Below are 14,904 nucleotides of genomic sequence, written 5' to 3'. Positions count from 1 at the left end.
CCTTAAGGGGGGGGGCGTGGAACGGAACCCTGGAACGGCCCACGGAACAGAAGAGGAAAACCGACCCAGAAAAAGGAGATCAAGAGTCATGACCAGACTGGCTCTGACCGCCGTGGTCTACGGCGTGCCAGCCCCGCAGGGAAGCAAGAAGGCGAACCCGATCTACCGGGGGAGCGCCAAGAACGGAACCAGGTCCTTCACGGGCCGAGTCACGTTAACCGAGATGTCCAAGAAGGTCGCGCCGTGGCGTGAAGCGGTCCGGGACGCGGTCCGGGACGCCATCGGGCTCCAGAGCGCTCATGCGCTGTGGGAGGGCGTTCTGGCCGGCCCCGTGGAGGTGCGCGTGACGTTCGCGCTCCCCCGCGGCAAGTCCGTCCGCCGGCCGTGGCCGATCACGACCCCGGACCTGGACAAGGTCGTTCGAGCCACCATGGACGGGATCACCATGGGCGGGGCCTGGGCTGATGACAAGCTGGCGGTCCGCATCACCACGGACAAGGTGTACGCCGGTACCCCCGGCGCGCTCGAGCGTCCCGGCGCGGTGATCGACCTCTGGGCCCTGGACGGGGTCGTTCCTGAAGCTCACGCAACCATCGCACCTTGACACGGTGCCAAGGTGAGGTGACTATGGGACGGAAGCGGAAGGAGGCCCCCATGAAGGCCGAAACGATCACACTTACCCCGAATGGGCGACTCACGGAGCACATTGCCCACGTGGACGTCCAGGGAGAGGTCCCCAAGATGAGCTACCGGAACGGCTCCGGCCGCATCGTGAGCTTCATCCCCCAGAAGTTGGTGATCACCTACCAGTGGTCGTGGAGCCGGGAGACCTGGCATGTGCTCGAGGTCAAGGCCCTGGGCAGGAACGGCAACCAGGGCCTCGAGGCCAAGTTCAGTAAGCCGGAGCGCGCTCCGGAGTGGGTCCGGGATGCCGTGAAGATGGCGACCCCGGCCCTGGAGATCCACAAGGAAGGCACGGAGTAAGTGGCGCGAACGTATGACCTGGAACGTGCCGACACGGCCCGCCCAGGAGGACAGAAGGACCGGAACATCAGAGAGACCGAACGACGTAGGCGAAACACGAGCATGGGAGTAGGCGCTGGCGCGGACTTCTGTGACGGAGCGATCGTCCCGGCCACGCTGGGGGCCATCCAGATCCCCGACTCGGAAGTGACCATGACCCTCCGATACATCAAGGACGCGGCCCGGGACCGTGACGAACGCATAGAACTGTTAACGATCATCCTGGGAGAGTAGGAGGAAACCCGGATGACGATCCCCAAGGATCACCTGGAGATCCGCCACCGCGGCGGATCGGACGTACAGATCAAGCTCGGTAGCCGGAACCTCACGCCGGCGCTCCGGAGCGTGGACATCTACTTTCGGGCCGACCAGACCCCTGAAGTAGTGCTTCGCCCCGTGGTGACGGAGTGGGGTACGGCCCTGGACGGGGCCAAGCTGACCATCTCGGCTGACGTGGCCCTGATCCTCGAGGCCGCGGGCTGGGCCTCCCCGGAGCGCGTCAAGGCGCTGGAGGAGGACCGCTGGAACACGGCCAAGGCTCATGGTCAGGACGTGGAAGCGCTTGAGGAAGCGCGGAAGCAACTGGCCACCATGGAGGAGGACCTGGCCAACACCCACGGCAAGCTGGCGGACCTCGAGCTGGCCAACCAGACCCTCCACGATGAGCTGGAGGAGTCGCAGAGGGAATCCAGCTCCCGCAAGATCCCCTACTAGTCGCGCGGTGGCCCCGGGCCGGTAAAAGGAACCCGGGGCCACCCCTTACCTACCCCAAGGAACCCCCAAAAGCCCCCATGGAGGGCAAAATGCCGCACATCACCCCCCACGCCCTCGAGCGCCTGTTCCAGCGCGACCCCGACGTGACCATGTGCCTCCACGGCCTCCGATCGAGCCTGGTCCCCACGACGGCCGGCCCCGTGGCCGTGACTAGAATCGTGGGTCATCTGGTCCTGGGAGTCCCCGCGGAGGACGACGGACAGGAGATCCCGGAGGAGTTCGCGCTGGTCTTGGACTTGCCTCTTCCCCTGGCCAAGCTGGCCGTGGCCAGGGGTCATTTCGATGACACCATGGATCAGATGATGGATAGCGCCCTGGACGCACTGATCACGGAGGATGGCGAGACATGACCCGGAATCTGGACGCCTACCTGGGACAAGGTCAGTACTGGATGAGCAAAGCGGGGGAGTTCCCCGTGGCGGAGATGGACGCCATCTACCGCCGGCGCGCTCTCCACTGGCTGACCCGGAACGCCGCGGAGCTTTACCGGCTCTGGACCGTGGAGGCGTACGTGGAGGCGGACAGTTCGCCGGACCTGGAGACCCTGATCAAGTGGGTAGACAGCCGGCCCCAGAACTGGGTCAAGGGCACCGCTCTGTACGCGGCGCTGATGGAGGGGGTCCCCCAGGAGTTGATCCCGTAGACCTCGAGTAGTACGGAAGTCCCCAAGGAGGACAACATGATCAAGGTCAGGATTCAGGTGGAGGACGACGGCCGTTCGATAACGGTCCAGGACACCATTAGGGATGATGCGGCCGCTGTGGAGGTCCTGGCATCCGCCGCATATGGGGTCTGGCGTGCGGCTTTGTCCGCAGAGTGACCCGTGAGCGGCCCGAACTAGCTCATATGTTCCAGTGTACTAGGGGTTTACTTTCGGACACTCCTAGGTAAACTCCCAAGAACACGGTGACACCGGACAACAGGAAGGCCCCTCCCGGCCAGACAGGGAGGGGCCTTCCTCATGCCGATGATGACAGCTACCCGCCGGATTCCCTAGACACGGAATGAGAATCTGACGATTCATCTCCACTCGGCTCGAACACCTTACTATTCAGATAGGCCGCGAACGTAACTGGACCATCCTGGTAGGCGTCCAGGACATCGTTACCATCCAGGCCGTACACCTGGCGGATCTTGATCAGTAGGGGCAGGGACGGGAGCCGCTGGCCGTTACGGATCTTGGAGGCGTGGGTGAAGTCGCAGTCCACGGCCATGGCGAACTCCAGGTTGGTCAGTCGCTTCTTCCTTGGCTTAGTCATACTGCCAAGTATCTGACTACCTTGACATCTGGTCAAGGACATGATGATCACTGAGTGGACAGCTACGGTTACGGTGCATGAGCAGTGGTAACGGTGGTCGCAGTGGTGCTGCGTATCGCGCACTGTGCGATCAGGTCTACCGATCCAACACGCATTGCTGGCTCTGTGGTCAGGTCGTGGATCCCAGCCTCCGCGCTCCCGACCCCCGCTCACGGAGCGTGGACCACGTGACCCCGCTTCACGATGGCGGTTCGCTCCTTGATCCCGCGAACGCGCGTCTGGCCCACCTTGGTTGCAATTCCTCTCGAGGCCGCAGGCTCCAGGATGAAACCCCGCATCTTCGCAGGTGGTAGGCCCCAGGGATGGGGGTAGGGGAGGGGGGTACCAATCCATCGTGAACGATCATGGACCCTTGGAGACCCCGGCCCTCTCCAATTTCTCTCCCCGCGCCGTGGAGGTCCCAGGATCCGGTCACGTTATGTGACGTGAGGCCCGACCTTGAGCCCCCGGCCCCAGCGGCCGGGGCTTTCTCTTGCCCATACCTTGACACCGTGCCAAGGTTGCGCGACCATCGTGGGGAAGGTACTGAAGTCCCCCGGAGGACACATGATCCCGAATCCCCAGAAGGAAGCCCTGGACCTCTGTTGCTGCCAGGGCGGAGCGACCCGCGGTTACCAGGAAATCGGACTCCGCGTCACGGGCTTGGACCTCGAGCCCCAGCCCCGGTACATCGGGGAGGAATTCATCCAGGCGGACGCCGTGGCGTACGTGCTGGAGAACCTGGAGGAGATCCGCCAGCGGTTCATCTTCATCCACGCCTCCCCGCCGTGCCAGGGCTACTCTCGAGCGTGGAAGATCCAGCAGCGCGAACATCCTCGCCTGATCGGTACCCTCCGGGACGCCCTGAACCTCACCGGGCTCCCCTGGGTCATCGAGAACGTGGAGGAGGCCCGGGACGAACTCCAGGACCCGGTCATGCTGTGCGGAACCATGTTCGGTCACCGGACGTACCGGCACCGTCTATTCGAGGCTGGAGGCGGCCTGATCCTTTCCCAGCCCGACCACCCCCAGCACATGGCCCCGCTCACGAAGATGGGGCGGCCCCGGAGGCCGGGAGAGTTCGCCCACTACGTCGGGAACTTCTCCGGCGTCCAGGAGGCCCGGGAGGACATGGGGATGCCCTGGGCCAACAGGGACGGACTCCGGGAGGCCATCCCCCCGTCATACGCGCGCTGGGTCGGTGAGCACGTCCAGGCCCAGATCATGAAGTTCGCGGCCTGACCGCTTACAACTTCCGAAGGAGAATGGGTCATGACCACGCACATGCGCGACGCCACTACACCGATGCCCGATGGGACGCTTCTTGTTGACTGCACATGTGGTGGGGAGTACTCCGTGCCCCAAGGAGGGGATGAATACGCGGCCCTGGAGGCCGCCCACACACGGCATGTCGAGGAACCCTGACATCAAGCCCACAAGCCCCGGCCCCAGTGGCCGGGGCTTTCTCATGCCCGAAACCGTCCAACCCTCTGTACGGCCCTGACAGCCACGGAGAGCGCCTGAACCCCTTCCTGGCCCAGGACATCGGGCATGCCCGTGGTCGCCTTCCCACGCCCAGCTCAAGGCCCTGAACCTGGGCTGATCACGCCTTCAGGCTCCGGAGGATCAACACGCCCCACTCCCGGTGCAATTCGGGCCTGCGCCAGGTACGGTACGCGCCGGCTCAAACCCGGAGGATCCCCCGATGGCGCTTCACGTCTCCCCGTCCGCCTGGCGAACCTTCCACCTGGTCATGACTGCGGTCTGGGCCACGCTCCTGATCCCCACCATGATCTGGTGGCGGGACTCCGTCCTCTGGGTTGCCGTGATGTCCATCTGGGCCAACGTCGTGGGCCACTGGTCCGCGTACCAGGCCGCTCGAGCGGAGGAGAACGGCAATGGCTGACCCGCATGTGTCCATCACGCTCACGTTCCGGACCGACTGGGGCCCCATGGACGTGTTGCGCCAGGTACTCACGGTCCTGACGGAGGACTGGACTCCGCCGTTCGAGGTGACCGGGGTCTCCGCCTCCACGTTCGACATGGGCGACGTGGAGGAGAGCGGGGATGGCTGAACCGACCCGCCGCGAAACTCTGGAAGAACTCCGGGACCTCCTCCTGGCCAACCTCCTTCACGCGCCCCCGTCCGCCGTGGCCGGCATCGCACGGGAGTACCGGGCCACCCTGGCGGAGCTGGCCGCGCTCGGGGCCGGGGCCGGCGCACCGCGGGAGGAGGGGAGCGCGGTTGACGAGCTTGCTCGCAAGCGCCACGAGAGGCGTTCAGCGACCACGGATTGAGAAGGTCCCGCCGTACATCACCACGGCGGGGCCGGAGTGTGTGGAGCTGGCGGCCTCCGCCGGCCTGGACCTGGATCCCTGGCAGCGCTACGTCCTGAAGGGCGCGCTGGGGGAGCGCGCGGACGGGCGCTGGTCCGCGTTTGAGGTCGCGGTTATCGTCGCGCGCCAGAACGGCAAGGGGTCCATTATCGAGGCCCGGGAGCTGGGCGGCCTGTACCTGTTCGGCTCCCGCCTGATCCTCCACAGCGCCCACGAGTTCAAGACCGCGGCGGAGGGCTTCCGCCGCATCATGACCCTGATCGATAACACGGACGACCTCCGGAAGCGGGTCAAGAAGGTCACGAACTCCCACGGGGAGGAGGGTGTGGAGCTGCTGAACGGGGCCCGCCTCCGGTTCGTGGCCCGCTCGAGGGGATCGGGCCGGGGGTTCAGCGCCGATGACCTGATCCTGGATGAGGCGTACAACTTGAGCCCGGAGTCCGTGGCCGCGATGCTGCCCACGCTCTCCGCCCGGCCCAACCCCCAGATCATGTACTTCAGCTCCGCGCCGCTCCTGGACTCCCTCCAGCTCCGCGCGCTCCAGGCCCGCGGCCGGAGCGCGGGAGATGCCAAGCGCCTGGCCTATTACGAGTTCAGCGCGCCGGCGGACGCAGACCTGGACGACCCGGCCGCCTGGGCCCAGGCGAACCCGGCCCTGGGGATCCGCCTGGACCCGTCGTTCATCGCCACGGAGCGGGACGCCATGGATGACGTGTCGTTCGCCCGGGAGCGTCTGTCCATAGAGGAAGACCCCTCCGCGGCCGGCCTGATCGACATGGCGCTGTGGGCGGAGCTGGCAACGCGAACCCCGCTGGCTGACCCGGTGTGCCTGGCAATCGACACCACGCCGGAGCGCTCGAGCACATCCGTGGGGGCCGCCGGCGCGCTCCAGGAGGTCCCCGGCCTCCGCGCGGTTCCCCGTGTGGACGGCCTCCTGGGCGTGGACGTGATCGACAATCGGCCCGGAACGGGCTGGGTCGTGGAGCGCGTGGCGGACCTCTGGAAGCGCCACAAGCCCATCGCCGTGGTGATCGATGAGAAGTCCGCGGCGGCCATGTTCATCCAGGATCTCCGGAACCGCGGGGTCCGCGTGGAGACCGCGAACACGACCGGCCTGGCGGAGGCCACGGCCCAGTTCTACGGCCGGACCCTTCCGGACGCTCTCACCCTCCGCCACCCCGGGCACCCCGCGCTGACCGCCGCGGTGGCCGGGGCCCGGAAGCGGGACCTGGGCGGGGATGGTGCGTGGGCCTTCACGCGCCGGGACGTGACCGTGGACGTGACCCCGCTCATCTCCGTGACGCTCGCGGCCTGGGGGCACGGCCGTTTCAAGAGGAAGGGGGCAAAGCCCATGATCGTTTATGCGTAGACAGGAGGCCGTGGTGGCCTTGGCCCTGGCCTTGGTGATGGTCTCCGCCGGCGTCACCTGGTTGTTCGGGGCCCTGGGCCTGGTGGCGGCCGGGGCCGTACTGTTGGCCGCCGTTCTGATCATGCCCGTGAAGGAGTAGCCCGTGGCGCGCGTATGGGACGCACTGTTCCGGTCCCGGCCGGCCGCCGGAGAGGCCCGGTTCTCCACGGAGGACTGGGCCGCGGCCAAGTCCTTCATGTTCGGCAACCTGGGCTACCCGATCACAGGCGTTCCCGTGAGCGGGAAAGTGGAGACCCTGGACACATCGTTTGTCGGCTACGTCCAGGGTGCTTACAAGAGCAACGGCGTCATCTTCGCCACGTCCCTGGCCAGGAGCCTCTTGTTCACGGAGGCCCGGTTCCAGTTCCAGCGCATGGAGGGCGGCCGGCCCACGTCCCTCTGGGGTGACCGCGCGCTGGAGATCCTGGAGACTCCCTGGCCCGGCGCGACGACGGGGGACCTCCTGGCCCGCATGGAACAGGACGTGACGAACGCCGGGAACTTCTACGGCTCCCTTGGGGGCGGTCGGATCCGACGCCGGCGGCCGGACTGGGTCCAGATCATCCTCACGGCCCCGCCGGAGGAGGCCACGGACGCGGACATTGCCGGGTACCTCTACGCCCCGGGCGGTCGGTTCGATGACCTCGAGGCGGCCACCGTCTACCTCCCGGACCAGATGATCCACTGGGCCCCGATCCCGGACCCCATCGCCCAGTTCCGCGGAATGTCCTGGGTCACCCCCGTGGTCCGGGAGATCACCGCGGACAAGGCGGCCACCGATCACAAGGGCCGATTCTTCAGCAACGCGGCCACGCCCAACATCGCGGTCAAGTTCCCCGCGGAGGTCTCCCTGGATGACTTCCAGGAGATCATGGAGGTCATCCAGAACGACCACGCCGGCGCGGAGAATGCGTACAAGACCATGTACCTGGCCGGCGGGGCGGACATCACGGTCCTGGGCGCGGACCTGAAGCAACTGGACTTCAAGGCGACCCAGGGAGCAGGGGAGACCCGCATCGCGGCGGCCGGCGGGGTCCCGCCCATCATCGTGGGCCTGTCGGAGGGCCTGGCCTCCGCCACGTACTCGAACTACGGCATGGCCAGAAGGAAATTCGGCGACCACTGGGCCAGACCCCAATGGCGCTCCGCGGCCGGCGCGCTGGCCAAGGCCGTGAAGGTCCCGGCCGGGAGCCGGCTCTGGTACGACGACCGGGACATCCCCTTCCTCCGGGAAGACGTGGGAGATGAGGCCCAGATCATGGCCACGCGAGCCTCCGCGGTCCGGACCTTCCTGGACGCCGGGTTCACCTGGGAAAGCGCGGTGGCCGCCGTGGACGGCAACGACCTGACCGTGCTGCAACACAGCGGCCTGTACTCCGTCCAGCTCCAGCCGGCCGGGTCCCAGGACCCGGCCCAAGAAGACCCCGCCGGCGACGACCCGGCCCAGGATGACGACCCCCAGGCGGAGGCGTAGATGAAGCCAACGAAGATCAAGGACATGGACCTGGTCCGGGCCGCGGCCTGGTCCCCGGCGCTCCGGGCCAAGAAGGAGGACCCGGAGCCGGAGGAGGCCGCCGCCCAGGAGGAGGACATCCTGGGCGTGATGGACATCAGGTTCTCCCCGTTCGACACCTGGTATGAGATCGATGATTTTTTCGAGGGCCGGTTCCTCGAGCGGACCACGCGCGGCGCGTTCGCCAAGACCATCAAGGACAACGGGGCCGCCGCGTTCCGGGTCCAGTTCGACCATGGCTATGACCCCCACATCGGATCCAAGATCCTGGGCGTGGCGGAGTCCGTCACGGAGGAGAGGGACGCGGCCACGGGCGTGGTCCCGCTCCTGGACACGTCGTACAACCGGGACTTGCTTCCCGGGCTCCGCCGTGGCGCGTATGGCTCGAGCTTCCGCTTCCGCGTGATCAAGGACGAGTGGAACGACGAACCGGAGCGCTCCGACCACAACCCGGACGGCATCCCGGAGCGGACCATCCGGGAGGTCCGCCTGATGGAGTTCGGCCCGGTGACCTGGCCGGCGAACCCGGACGCCACGGCGGGGATGCGCTCCACAACCTCCCAGTTCATGGAAAAGCTCCGCGACCAGAACCCCGATTATGTCCGCCGTTTCCTGGAGCGCGTGGAAATGGTACGGTCCGCGGCTGGCACTCCAGATGGAGCCGCCATGGTGGGCACGTCGGAGCCGCGTTACGCACTCCCCGGCCGGCGAGAGAGTGACCTCCGTGCCTTGGAGCTGACCTCTCTTGGAATCCTGTAGGCCATCTAGCTCCGGAGGATCCGCATGGATCTTGAGCAGATGCGCGCGGACCTGGCGTACCTGGAGGCTTGTCTCCGGGACATCCACACTCGAGCTGCGGACCGCGCGCTGACCGACGACGAATCTCGCCAGTGGACGGAAGGCCGGGACGCAGTTCTTCGCCTCCGCGGCGAAATCCAGGAGATCGAGAACCGCCAAACGTTCGTCCGGGGACTGGCCAGTCTTCCCGGGCACACGGAGCGCGGTCTGGACCTGGACCCCATCGTGGAGAGCCAGGGCCTCCGCTGGAACGGCCGGGGCTCGAGCCCGTGGGACCTGGACCAGGTCTCCCGCTCCCTCCATCAGTCCACGCCGGAGTCCGGCGGCCGGGACCTTCAGGCCCGCGCGCTGGCCGCCGTGGAGCACATGAGGGGTGTCCGGCCGGCTCACAAGGAGCACATGACCACGCTCCTGGAGTCGTTCGATTTCGAGGACGACGGACCGGAGGGAGCCGGCGCGCGCCGCGCCGCGGCTCACATCCTGGCCGCCAGCTCCCCGGAGTACGTCCGGGCCTGGGCCAAGGCGCTCCGCTCCGCAGTCAAGACCGGTCAGCCCGACGTGACCGCGCTTCAGGTCCTCCAGCGCGCCGCATCCCTGACCGACGCCCAGGGTGGCTACGCGGTCCCGGTGCCGATTGACCCGACGCTGATTGTCAACACGGACGGGAACCAGAACCCCATCCGGGCCCTGGCCACCGTGAAGCAGGTGACCACGAATAAGTTCAAGGTCATCAACGTGGGTGCGGTCACGGCGTCGTACGACCCGGAGGCGTCGGAAGTCTCGGATGACACTCCCACCTGGGGCGCGTCGGAGATCAACGTCAACACCGCGCGGGCCTTCATCCCGTTCAGCCTGGAAATCCAGATGGACTACCCGGGCTTCATGGACGACATCCGCATGCTTCTCCAGGAGTCCAAGGACGACCTGGAGGCCCGGGTCTTCGTCACCGGATCGGGCTCCGGGGAGCCTACGGGCATCGTCACGGCCTTGACCGGGACCACGTCGGAGATCAACTCCGCCACGGCGGACGTGTTCTCCCTCGCGGACGTGTACGCCCTGGACGCGGCCCTTCCCGCGCGCTGGGCCAGCAACGCCTCCTGGCTGGCGAACAAGGCCATCTACTCGAGCATCCGTCAGGCTGGCGGGGCGAACCTGGATGACTTCTGGCTGGGTCTGGACGCTCGCGGCATGTCCAAGCCGCTCCTGGGCTACACGCCGTATGCCGCCAGCTACATGGACGGCACGATCAACGCGACCCAGGAGAACCGGGTCCTGATCCTGGGTGACTTCCGCTGGTACTGGATTGCGGAGCGCATCGGCTTCTCCATGGAGCTGGTCCCGCATCTGTTCGGCCCCAACCGCCGGCCCACGGGCCAGCGCGGCGTGTTCGCCTGGTGGCGTAACGGCGCGGACTCTGTCGCGGACCGCGCGTTCCGGATGCTGAACGTCACCTGACGTTCTCTCGAGCTGGGAGGCCCCCAGACCAGGCGGGGGCCTCCCTTCAAAAGGACGTGATCAACATGGCGGATAAGCGCTACCTGCGCGCCAAGTCCGGGTTCCTCCTCCCTGACGGACGTCAGGTCCGTTACGGAGACCTGGTGGCCGCGGATGACGAGATGTTCAAGGGCAAGGGCCGGGAGAGCCTGATGGCCAGTTTCGAGCCCGTCACGGATGAGGTCGTGGAACAGGCGACCCGCGCGCCGGGGGAGGTCCGGGTCCTTCCGACCCGCCGGCCCCAGCGCTCGAGCAAGGGCGGCCAGGAGACCCAGACCGGCCAGGGCTCCCAGGAGACCAAGGGCTCTGGACAGGTCCAGGGCGGCCTCAAGGAGTCCGGCGGAGACGGGAAGTAGGAGACCGCCGTGGCGTTCGGGGACCCGTACATCACTCGGGATGAGCTGAAGTCGTGGCTGAAGATTCCTCTGGCGGACACGCTGGATGACATGGAGCTGGATGCGGCCTTGGCCGGCGCTACCAGCTCCATCGACATGGCCACGGAGCGAACGTTCAACCGGGACACGACGGCATCCCCAAGCGCCACGGCCCGGACGTTCCGGCCCATGATGCGGGGCCTGGCCCTGGTGGATGACTTCTACTCCACCGCGGGCCTCATCATCCGGACGGAAGGCGGGGCCACCACCTGGGCCGCGGATGACTACCTCCTGGAGCCCAGGAACGGGGTCTACCGCGGGAGTCCGGGCTGGCCGTATTGGAAGGTCAGGAGCTTGGCCAGGGACCTGGACGTGGGCTCCTACGACCTCGAGGTGACCGCGCTGTGGGGCTGGGCGGAGGTCCCCGCCGGCATCAAGCAAGCCACGCGGCTCCTGGCCGCGGATCTGTTCAAGCTCAAGGACGCGCCCCTGGGTGTGGCCGGGTTCGGGGAGCTGGGCCTGGTCCGCGTCCGGGAGAACTCCACGGTGGCGTCCCTGATCCGGCCCTACCGAAAGAACCCGGTCAAGGTGAGGTGACCATGGAAATCTCCCTCACCGCGATCATGGATGGGCTGGAGGCCCGGCTGGCTACGATCTCCGGCTTGCGGGTCTCCGACGTGGTCCCGGACCAGATCAATCCACCACATGCGTTCGTCGGTGTGCCTCCGATCACGGACTATCACGCCAGCTTTCGCATGGGGACCTCACGCCTCGAGGTCCCGATCTGGGTCTTTGTGTCCGCCGCACTGGACCGGGTTGGCCAACGGCTCCTTGCCGATTACGCCAGCCCGTCCGGGACCACATCAATCCGGGCCGCCGTGGAGGCCCCGGACCCCGATGGCCGGAAGACCCTGGGCGGGGTCCCCGGCGTTCAGGACGTGGTGGTCCGCGACTTCAGGCCCCTGGGCCGGGAGGACGTGGGGGCCATCGGTTATCTCGGCGGTCAGTGGACCGCGCTGATAGCGATCGACGGAAGGTGATGGCCCATGGCCACAGAGAAATTCAAGGTCACTGGACGTTATGAGGTCGGCGGAGCGGCCCCGGGCCAGGAGGTAGAGCTGGACCCGGACAAGGTCAACGTGGATGAGTTGATCCGCGTGGGCCTGGTGGAGCGCGTGGACCAGGAGCCGACCACGGCGGTCCAGGTGGACCAGCCCGTGGACCACGACGAACACAGGGTGGTTCAGGTGGACCGGTCCGGCCAGACCCGGTCCAAGGCCCGGACCACCCCGATCCAGTCGGGGAGTGAGGCGGACCAGTGACCGCCATCGCGCTCACGGACGCGCGGATCCTGTTCCACGGCTACGACTTCACCGGGGACGCGAACCAGGTCAGCCTGACCGTGGAGGCGGACGACCACGACGCGACCACGTTCGGAAGCGCTCGCGCGACCAAGTTCCGTTCCCGGGTCGCCGGTCTGAAGACCGCGGCGGCCCAGGTCTCCGGGTTCTGGGGAGCCGCGCCGGACCTGGCCGCCTGGACCAACCTGGCCGTGGCGGACCGGGTCGCGGTCATCTCGCCCACGGGCAACCCCGGCGACGTGGCGTACATGCTCCGCGCCGGGGTCTTCTCCTATGAGCAGATGGGAGAGGTCGGGGAGCCGGCCCCGTTCACGCTGGGCCTGTCCTGCACGAACACGGAGGGCGCAATCCGCGGCCGGATCCTTGCCACCCCGGACGTGGTGCTGAACGCCACGGGCGTGGCCGGCATCGCGGACCTGGTCCTCCCCGCCGTGGCCGCCGGCCAGTTCCTCTACGGCTCGTTCCAGGTGGTGGGCACGCCCGGGACGACCATCACCGCGGTGGTGGAGAGCGCAGCCGGCGGGTCGTTCGCGGGGGCGACGACCCGCATCACGTTCGGCCCGGTCACCACGACGGAGGGCCGTTGGGCCGTCCGTGTCCCCGGGCCCATCACGGATACCCACTACCGGCTCCGCGTGACCGCGGTGACCGGATCGTTCACGGTGGCCGCGGCCATCGGGATTGGATCATGACATGGCGTTCGCGCTGACTGATGTGCGGGTCACGATCAACGCCGTGAACTGGAGCGCCATGGCCCGACAGGTCACGCTCCCGTTCGAGGCGGAGGAGCTGGACTCCACAACATTTGCCACGTCGGGCTGGCGCTCGAGGATCGCCGGCCTGAAGGACGGGTCCATTGACGTGGAGTTCCTGAACGACTTCAGTGCGGCCGGCCTGGATGAGGTCCTGTGGGGCTTGTTCGGCACGGTCGTGGCGGTCACGCTCCGGCCCACCTCCGCGGCCATCGGGACCAGTAACCCGGAGTACACCGGAACGGTCCTGGTCAACCAGATCAACCCGCTGGACGGCACCGTGGGAGACCTGGCCGTGCGGTCCATCTCCTGGCCCGTGGCCGGTCCCTGGACCCGGAACACCACCTGACATGACCGGGAACGCGGACCAGGCCAGGGCCTTGGCGGAGCTGGCCAAGACCCTGAAGACCACGGCGGAGGGGAAGGACACCCTCCGCCGGCTCCGCAAGGAGCTGCGCAAGGAGGCGGAGCCCATGCGGAAGTCCGTCCAGCGCGCGGCCCTGGGGCTCCCCTCCGATGGGGAGAACGCACGCCGGGGCCGGCCGTCGCTCCGCCGGACCCTGTCCCGCGCGTCCCGCGTCAAGGTCAGCTTTTCCCGGCGCACGGCCGGCGTCATGGTCGTGACCGGACCCGGCGGCATGCCGGAGGGGACCAAGGGCCTCCCGCCTTACATCGAGGGGGAGGGGCCCTGGCGGCATCCGGTGTGGGGCCGGGATCAATGGGTCAGGCAACAGGCCATGCCGTTCTTCTACCCCGCCATTCGTCCACATGAGGCCAGCGCGCCGGCGGCAGGCGAGCGCGTCTTGGACCAGCTCATCAAGGAGATCGAAAGCTCATGACCGTTGACACCACCGCGGCCCAGGCCGCCCACGATGAGGCCAAGGGCAAGTCCCGGGCCTTCACCTGGACCCACACCGACGACGACGGCCAGGACCACGTCCTGGAGCTGGCCATCCCCCGCAAGTTCAAGCGGTTCAAGTTCGCGCGACGCGCCGGCGCGGGGGACTTCGTCGGCGCGCTGGAGGTCGTGTTCGGCCTCCGCGCGCTCGAGCCCATGGAGGAGTGGGAGATGGACGCGGAGGAGTGGGAGCGGTTCATGACCGCGCTGGGGGAGGCCATCGGTGGGACGGGAAACTCCTGACCCTGGCCGCCTTCCTGATCCGCCGGCATCGGGAGCTGGAGGCGGACCTGGCCAGGTTCTATCCCCGCGACGCGGACCAGCTCCCGGAGTTCTGGGCCGGGCGGATGAGCTGGCGGAGGCTGGCGGTCCTGGTGGAGAACTTGCCGCCGGAGGCCGTGACGACCCAGCTCGAGGACCAGGCCGGGGTCACCCGATGGACCCAGGACACCGAACTCCAGGCCGCCGTGGTGGACGAACTGAGGACCTGGCGCTGGGAGTACGCCATGTCGAACAGCCCCAAGAACGCGGCCAAGCCCCCGCGGCCTGACCCGTTCCCCCGACCGGAAGGAGTGGAGCCCCGTGGCTAAGACCCTGGCCATCGTCCTGTTGGGCGTGGACAAGATGTCCAAGGCGTTCAAGTCCGCCGGCTCCGGCCTGGACAAGCTCGAGGGCAAGCTTCAGAAGTTCCAGGGCGCGGCCACGGCGGTGGGCATCGGGGCAGGCGCGGCCCTCCTGGGCGGCCTGAACCAAGCCCTGTCCAAGGACGCCAGCAAGGGACTCCTGACGGCCCAGCTTGGCCTCACGGCCAAGGAGGCGGACCGGATCGGGAAGGTCGCCGGCGACCTGTTCGCGTCCGGATTCGGGGAATCCA

At 67.5% G+C, this 14,904-nt stretch carries 27 protein-coding genes; 26 read left to right on the top strand and 1 reads right to left on the bottom strand.

All coding sequences use genetic code 11. The annotated features are described in order from the left end of the window. The first annotated feature begins 88 nt into the window (after positions 1-88). The 6 genes from AB0H64_RS42020 (at position 89) to AB0H64_RS41995 (ending at position 2,617) form a co-directional block, all read left to right on the top strand. Positions 89-604 carry a RusA family crossover junction endodeoxyribonuclease gene (locus AB0H64_RS42020; protein ID WP_357636751.1) on the top strand — a complete coding sequence of 172 codons (516 nt, stop codon included), beginning with the start codon at positions 89-91 and terminating at the stop codon, positions 602-604. 50 nt (positions 605-654) lie between these two features. Next, entirely contained in the window at positions 655-984 is a 330-nt protein-coding gene (locus AB0H64_RS42015) for a hypothetical protein (protein ID WP_357636748.1), read from the top strand. Positions 985-1,269: 285 nt separating this feature from the next. Continuing rightward, on the top strand, positions 1,270-1,737 hold the full coding sequence (locus tag AB0H64_RS42010; RefSeq protein WP_357636745.1) for a hypothetical protein: 468 nt from the start codon (positions 1,270-1,272) through the stop codon (positions 1,735-1,737). An 89-nt stretch (positions 1,738-1,826) separates the two neighbouring features. After that, positions 1,827-2,147 (top strand): hypothetical protein, encoded by a 321-nt coding sequence (locus AB0H64_RS42005; RefSeq protein WP_357636742.1) that lies wholly within the window; start codon positions 1,827-1,829, stop codon positions 2,145-2,147. Beyond that, positions 2,144-2,440 carry a hypothetical protein gene (locus AB0H64_RS42000; protein WP_357636739.1) on the top strand — a complete coding sequence of 99 codons (297 nt, stop codon included), beginning with the start codon at positions 2,144-2,146 and terminating at the stop codon, positions 2,438-2,440. Before AB0H64_RS42005 ends, AB0H64_RS42000 begins: the two co-directional genes overlap by 4 nt. A gap of 36 nt (positions 2,441-2,476) precedes the next feature. After that, positions 2,477-2,617: a hypothetical protein gene (locus tag AB0H64_RS41995; protein ID WP_357636736.1), complete on the top strand. Its 141-nt coding sequence runs from the start codon at positions 2,477-2,479 to the stop codon at positions 2,615-2,617. A 157-nt stretch (positions 2,618-2,774) separates the two neighbouring features. On the opposite strand, the gene AB0H64_RS41990 is transcribed toward AB0H64_RS41995, so the two are convergent. Continuing rightward, positions 2,775-3,056: a helix-turn-helix transcriptional regulator gene (locus tag AB0H64_RS41990; RefSeq protein WP_357636733.1), complete on the bottom strand. Its 282-nt coding sequence runs from the start codon at positions 3,054-3,056 to the stop codon at positions 2,775-2,777. Positions 3,057-3,133: 77 nt separating this feature from the next. Between AB0H64_RS41990 and AB0H64_RS41985 the strand changes: the two genes are divergently transcribed. The 20 genes from AB0H64_RS41985 to AB0H64_RS41890 form a co-directional block, all read left to right on the top strand. Further along, positions 3,134-3,409, top strand: coding sequence for an HNH endonuclease (locus AB0H64_RS41985; protein ID WP_357636731.1), 276 nt, complete (start codon positions 3,134-3,136; stop codon positions 3,407-3,409). Positions 3,410-3,629: 220 nt separating this feature from the next. Further along, complete coding sequence (locus AB0H64_RS41980; RefSeq protein WP_357636728.1) at positions 3,630-4,337, top strand: hypothetical protein; 708 nt, start codon at positions 3,630-3,632, stop codon at positions 4,335-4,337. Between the two features lie 463 nt (positions 4,338-4,800). After that, complete coding sequence (locus tag AB0H64_RS41975) at positions 4,801-5,001, top strand: hypothetical protein (protein ID WP_357636726.1); 201 nt, start codon at positions 4,801-4,803, stop codon at positions 4,999-5,001. Continuing rightward, positions 4,994-5,170, top strand: a complete 177-nt coding sequence (locus tag AB0H64_RS41970) for a hypothetical protein (protein ID WP_357636723.1) — start codon at positions 4,994-4,996, stop codon at positions 5,168-5,170. Before AB0H64_RS41975 ends, AB0H64_RS41970 begins: the two co-directional genes overlap by 8 nt. Further along, the gene (locus AB0H64_RS41965) at positions 5,163-5,393 is read left to right on the top strand and encodes a hypothetical protein (protein ID WP_357636720.1); all 231 of its coding nucleotides are present in this window, start codon (positions 5,163-5,165) and stop codon (positions 5,391-5,393) included. The genes AB0H64_RS41970 and AB0H64_RS41965 overlap by 8 nt, the downstream gene beginning before the upstream one ends. A gap of 40 nt (positions 5,394-5,433) precedes the next feature. Continuing rightward, a complete protein-coding gene (locus AB0H64_RS41960) occupies positions 5,434-6,801 on the top strand; it encodes a hypothetical protein (RefSeq protein ID WP_357636717.1) in 1,368 nt (455 codons plus the stop codon). After that, positions 6,794-6,940: a hypothetical protein gene (locus tag AB0H64_RS41955; protein ID WP_357636714.1), complete on the top strand. Its 147-nt coding sequence runs from the start codon at positions 6,794-6,796 to the stop codon at positions 6,938-6,940. Before AB0H64_RS41960 ends, AB0H64_RS41955 begins: the two co-directional genes overlap by 8 nt. 3 nt (positions 6,941-6,943) lie before the next feature. Beyond that, positions 6,944-8,314 carry a phage portal protein gene (locus AB0H64_RS41950; RefSeq protein WP_357636711.1) on the top strand — a complete coding sequence of 457 codons (1,371 nt, stop codon included), beginning with the start codon at positions 6,944-6,946 and terminating at the stop codon, positions 8,312-8,314. Beyond that, positions 8,315-9,112 carry an HK97 family phage prohead protease gene (locus tag AB0H64_RS41945; protein ID WP_357636708.1) on the top strand — a complete coding sequence of 266 codons (798 nt, stop codon included), beginning with the start codon at positions 8,315-8,317 and terminating at the stop codon, positions 9,110-9,112. It abuts the gene before it with no gap. A 24-nt stretch (positions 9,113-9,136) separates the two neighbouring features. Further along, positions 9,137-10,606: a phage major capsid protein gene (locus tag AB0H64_RS41940; protein WP_357636706.1), complete on the top strand. Its 1,470-nt coding sequence runs from the start codon at positions 9,137-9,139 to the stop codon at positions 10,604-10,606. A gap of 65 nt (positions 10,607-10,671) precedes the next feature. After that, positions 10,672-11,001 carry a hypothetical protein gene (locus AB0H64_RS41935; protein ID WP_357636704.1) on the top strand — a complete coding sequence of 110 codons (330 nt, stop codon included), beginning with the start codon at positions 10,672-10,674 and terminating at the stop codon, positions 10,999-11,001. A 9-nt stretch (positions 11,002-11,010) separates the two neighbouring features. After that, complete coding sequence (locus tag AB0H64_RS41930) at positions 11,011-11,616, top strand: hypothetical protein (protein ID WP_357636702.1); 606 nt, start codon at positions 11,011-11,013, stop codon at positions 11,614-11,616. A gap of 2 nt (positions 11,617-11,618) precedes the next feature. Further along, positions 11,619-12,059: a hypothetical protein gene (locus AB0H64_RS41925; RefSeq protein ID WP_357636700.1), complete on the top strand. Its 441-nt coding sequence runs from the start codon at positions 11,619-11,621 to the stop codon at positions 12,057-12,059. 6 nt (positions 12,060-12,065) lie between these two features. Continuing rightward, positions 12,066-12,341, top strand: coding sequence for a hypothetical protein (locus AB0H64_RS41920; RefSeq protein WP_357636697.1), 276 nt, complete (start codon positions 12,066-12,068; stop codon positions 12,339-12,341). Next, positions 12,338-13,072, top strand: a complete 735-nt coding sequence (locus AB0H64_RS41915) for a hypothetical protein (protein ID WP_357636694.1) — start codon at positions 12,338-12,340, stop codon at positions 13,070-13,072. The genes AB0H64_RS41920 and AB0H64_RS41915 overlap by 4 nt, the downstream gene beginning before the upstream one ends. A gap of 1 nt (position 13,073) precedes the next feature. Continuing rightward, positions 13,074-13,481, top strand: coding sequence for a phage tail tube protein (locus tag AB0H64_RS41910; RefSeq protein ID WP_357636691.1), 408 nt, complete (start codon positions 13,074-13,076; stop codon positions 13,479-13,481). 1 nt (position 13,482) lies between these two features. After that, a complete protein-coding gene (locus AB0H64_RS41905) occupies positions 13,483-13,971 on the top strand; it encodes a hypothetical protein (RefSeq protein WP_357636689.1) in 489 nt (162 codons plus the stop codon). Further along, the gene (locus tag AB0H64_RS41900) at positions 13,968-14,273 is read left to right on the top strand and encodes a hypothetical protein (protein WP_357636686.1); all 306 of its coding nucleotides are present in this window, start codon (positions 13,968-13,970) and stop codon (positions 14,271-14,273) included. The genes AB0H64_RS41905 and AB0H64_RS41900 overlap by 4 nt, the downstream gene beginning before the upstream one ends. Further along, positions 14,216-14,620: a hypothetical protein gene (locus AB0H64_RS41895; RefSeq protein WP_357636683.1), complete on the top strand. Its 405-nt coding sequence runs from the start codon at positions 14,216-14,218 to the stop codon at positions 14,618-14,620. The genes AB0H64_RS41900 and AB0H64_RS41895 overlap by 58 nt, the downstream gene beginning before the upstream one ends. Further along, positions 14,613-14,904: hypothetical protein (locus AB0H64_RS41890; RefSeq protein WP_357636680.1), on the top strand; the 292-nt coding region annotated here is incomplete at its 3' end. The genes AB0H64_RS41895 and AB0H64_RS41890, both read left to right, overlap by 8 nt.

The organism is Nonomuraea sp. NPDC050733 (assembly GCF_040654215.1).
In the GTDB taxonomy this organism is placed as follows: domain Bacteria; phylum Actinomycetota; class Actinomycetes; order Streptosporangiales; family Streptosporangiaceae; genus Nonomuraea.
This window is presented reverse-complemented; position numbering and strand designations above follow the sequence as displayed.

What these genes read in the sequence shown, in the direction of transcription:
- AB0H64_RS42020 (WP_357636751.1), top strand. Translation starts at nt 89, where the DNA reads ATGACCAGACTGGCTCTGACCGCCGTGGTCTACGGCGTGCCAGCCCCG.
- AB0H64_RS42015 (WP_357636748.1), top strand. Translation starts at nt 655, where the DNA reads ATGAAGGCCGAAACGATCACACTTACCCCGAATGGGCGACTCACGGAG.
- AB0H64_RS42010 (WP_357636745.1), top strand. Translation starts at nt 1,270, where the DNA reads ATGACGATCCCCAAGGATCACCTGGAGATCCGCCACCGCGGCGGATCG.
- AB0H64_RS42005 (WP_357636742.1), top strand. Translation starts at nt 1,827, where the DNA reads ATGCCGCACATCACCCCCCACGCCCTCGAGCGCCTGTTCCAGCGCGAC.
- AB0H64_RS42000 (WP_357636739.1), top strand. Translation starts at nt 2,144, where the DNA reads ATGACCCGGAATCTGGACGCCTACCTGGGACAAGGTCAGTACTGGATG.
- AB0H64_RS41995 (WP_357636736.1), top strand. Translation starts at nt 2,477, where the DNA reads ATGATCAAGGTCAGGATTCAGGTGGAGGACGACGGCCGTTCGATAACG.
- AB0H64_RS41990 (WP_357636733.1), bottom strand. Translation starts at nt 3,056, where the DNA reads ATGACTAAGCCAAGGAAGAAGCGACTGACCAACCTGGAGTTCGCCATG.
- AB0H64_RS41985 (WP_357636731.1), top strand. Translation starts at nt 3,134, where the DNA reads ATGAGCAGTGGTAACGGTGGTCGCAGTGGTGCTGCGTATCGCGCACTG.
- AB0H64_RS41975 (WP_357636726.1), top strand. Translation starts at nt 4,801, where the DNA reads ATGGCGCTTCACGTCTCCCCGTCCGCCTGGCGAACCTTCCACCTGGTC.
- AB0H64_RS41970 (WP_357636723.1), top strand. Translation starts at nt 4,994, where the DNA reads ATGGCTGACCCGCATGTGTCCATCACGCTCACGTTCCGGACCGACTGG.
- AB0H64_RS41965 (WP_357636720.1), top strand. Translation starts at nt 5,163, where the DNA reads ATGGCTGAACCGACCCGCCGCGAAACTCTGGAAGAACTCCGGGACCTC.
- AB0H64_RS41955 (WP_357636714.1), top strand. Translation starts at nt 6,794, where the DNA reads ATGCGTAGACAGGAGGCCGTGGTGGCCTTGGCCCTGGCCTTGGTGATG.
- AB0H64_RS41945 (WP_357636708.1), top strand. Translation starts at nt 8,315, where the DNA reads ATGAAGCCAACGAAGATCAAGGACATGGACCTGGTCCGGGCCGCGGCC.
- AB0H64_RS41940 (WP_357636706.1), top strand. Translation starts at nt 9,137, where the DNA reads ATGGATCTTGAGCAGATGCGCGCGGACCTGGCGTACCTGGAGGCTTGT.
- AB0H64_RS41935 (WP_357636704.1), top strand. Translation starts at nt 10,672, where the DNA reads ATGGCGGATAAGCGCTACCTGCGCGCCAAGTCCGGGTTCCTCCTCCCT.
- AB0H64_RS41925 (WP_357636700.1), top strand. Translation starts at nt 11,619, where the DNA reads ATGGAAATCTCCCTCACCGCGATCATGGATGGGCTGGAGGCCCGGCTG.
- AB0H64_RS41920 (WP_357636697.1), top strand. Translation starts at nt 12,066, where the DNA reads ATGGCCACAGAGAAATTCAAGGTCACTGGACGTTATGAGGTCGGCGGA.
- AB0H64_RS41910 (WP_357636691.1), top strand. Translation starts at nt 13,074, where the DNA reads ATGGCGTTCGCGCTGACTGATGTGCGGGTCACGATCAACGCCGTGAAC.
- AB0H64_RS41905 (WP_357636689.1), top strand. Translation starts at nt 13,483, where the DNA reads ATGACCGGGAACGCGGACCAGGCCAGGGCCTTGGCGGAGCTGGCCAAG.
- AB0H64_RS41900 (WP_357636686.1), top strand. Translation starts at nt 13,968, where the DNA reads ATGACCGTTGACACCACCGCGGCCCAGGCCGCCCACGATGAGGCCAAG.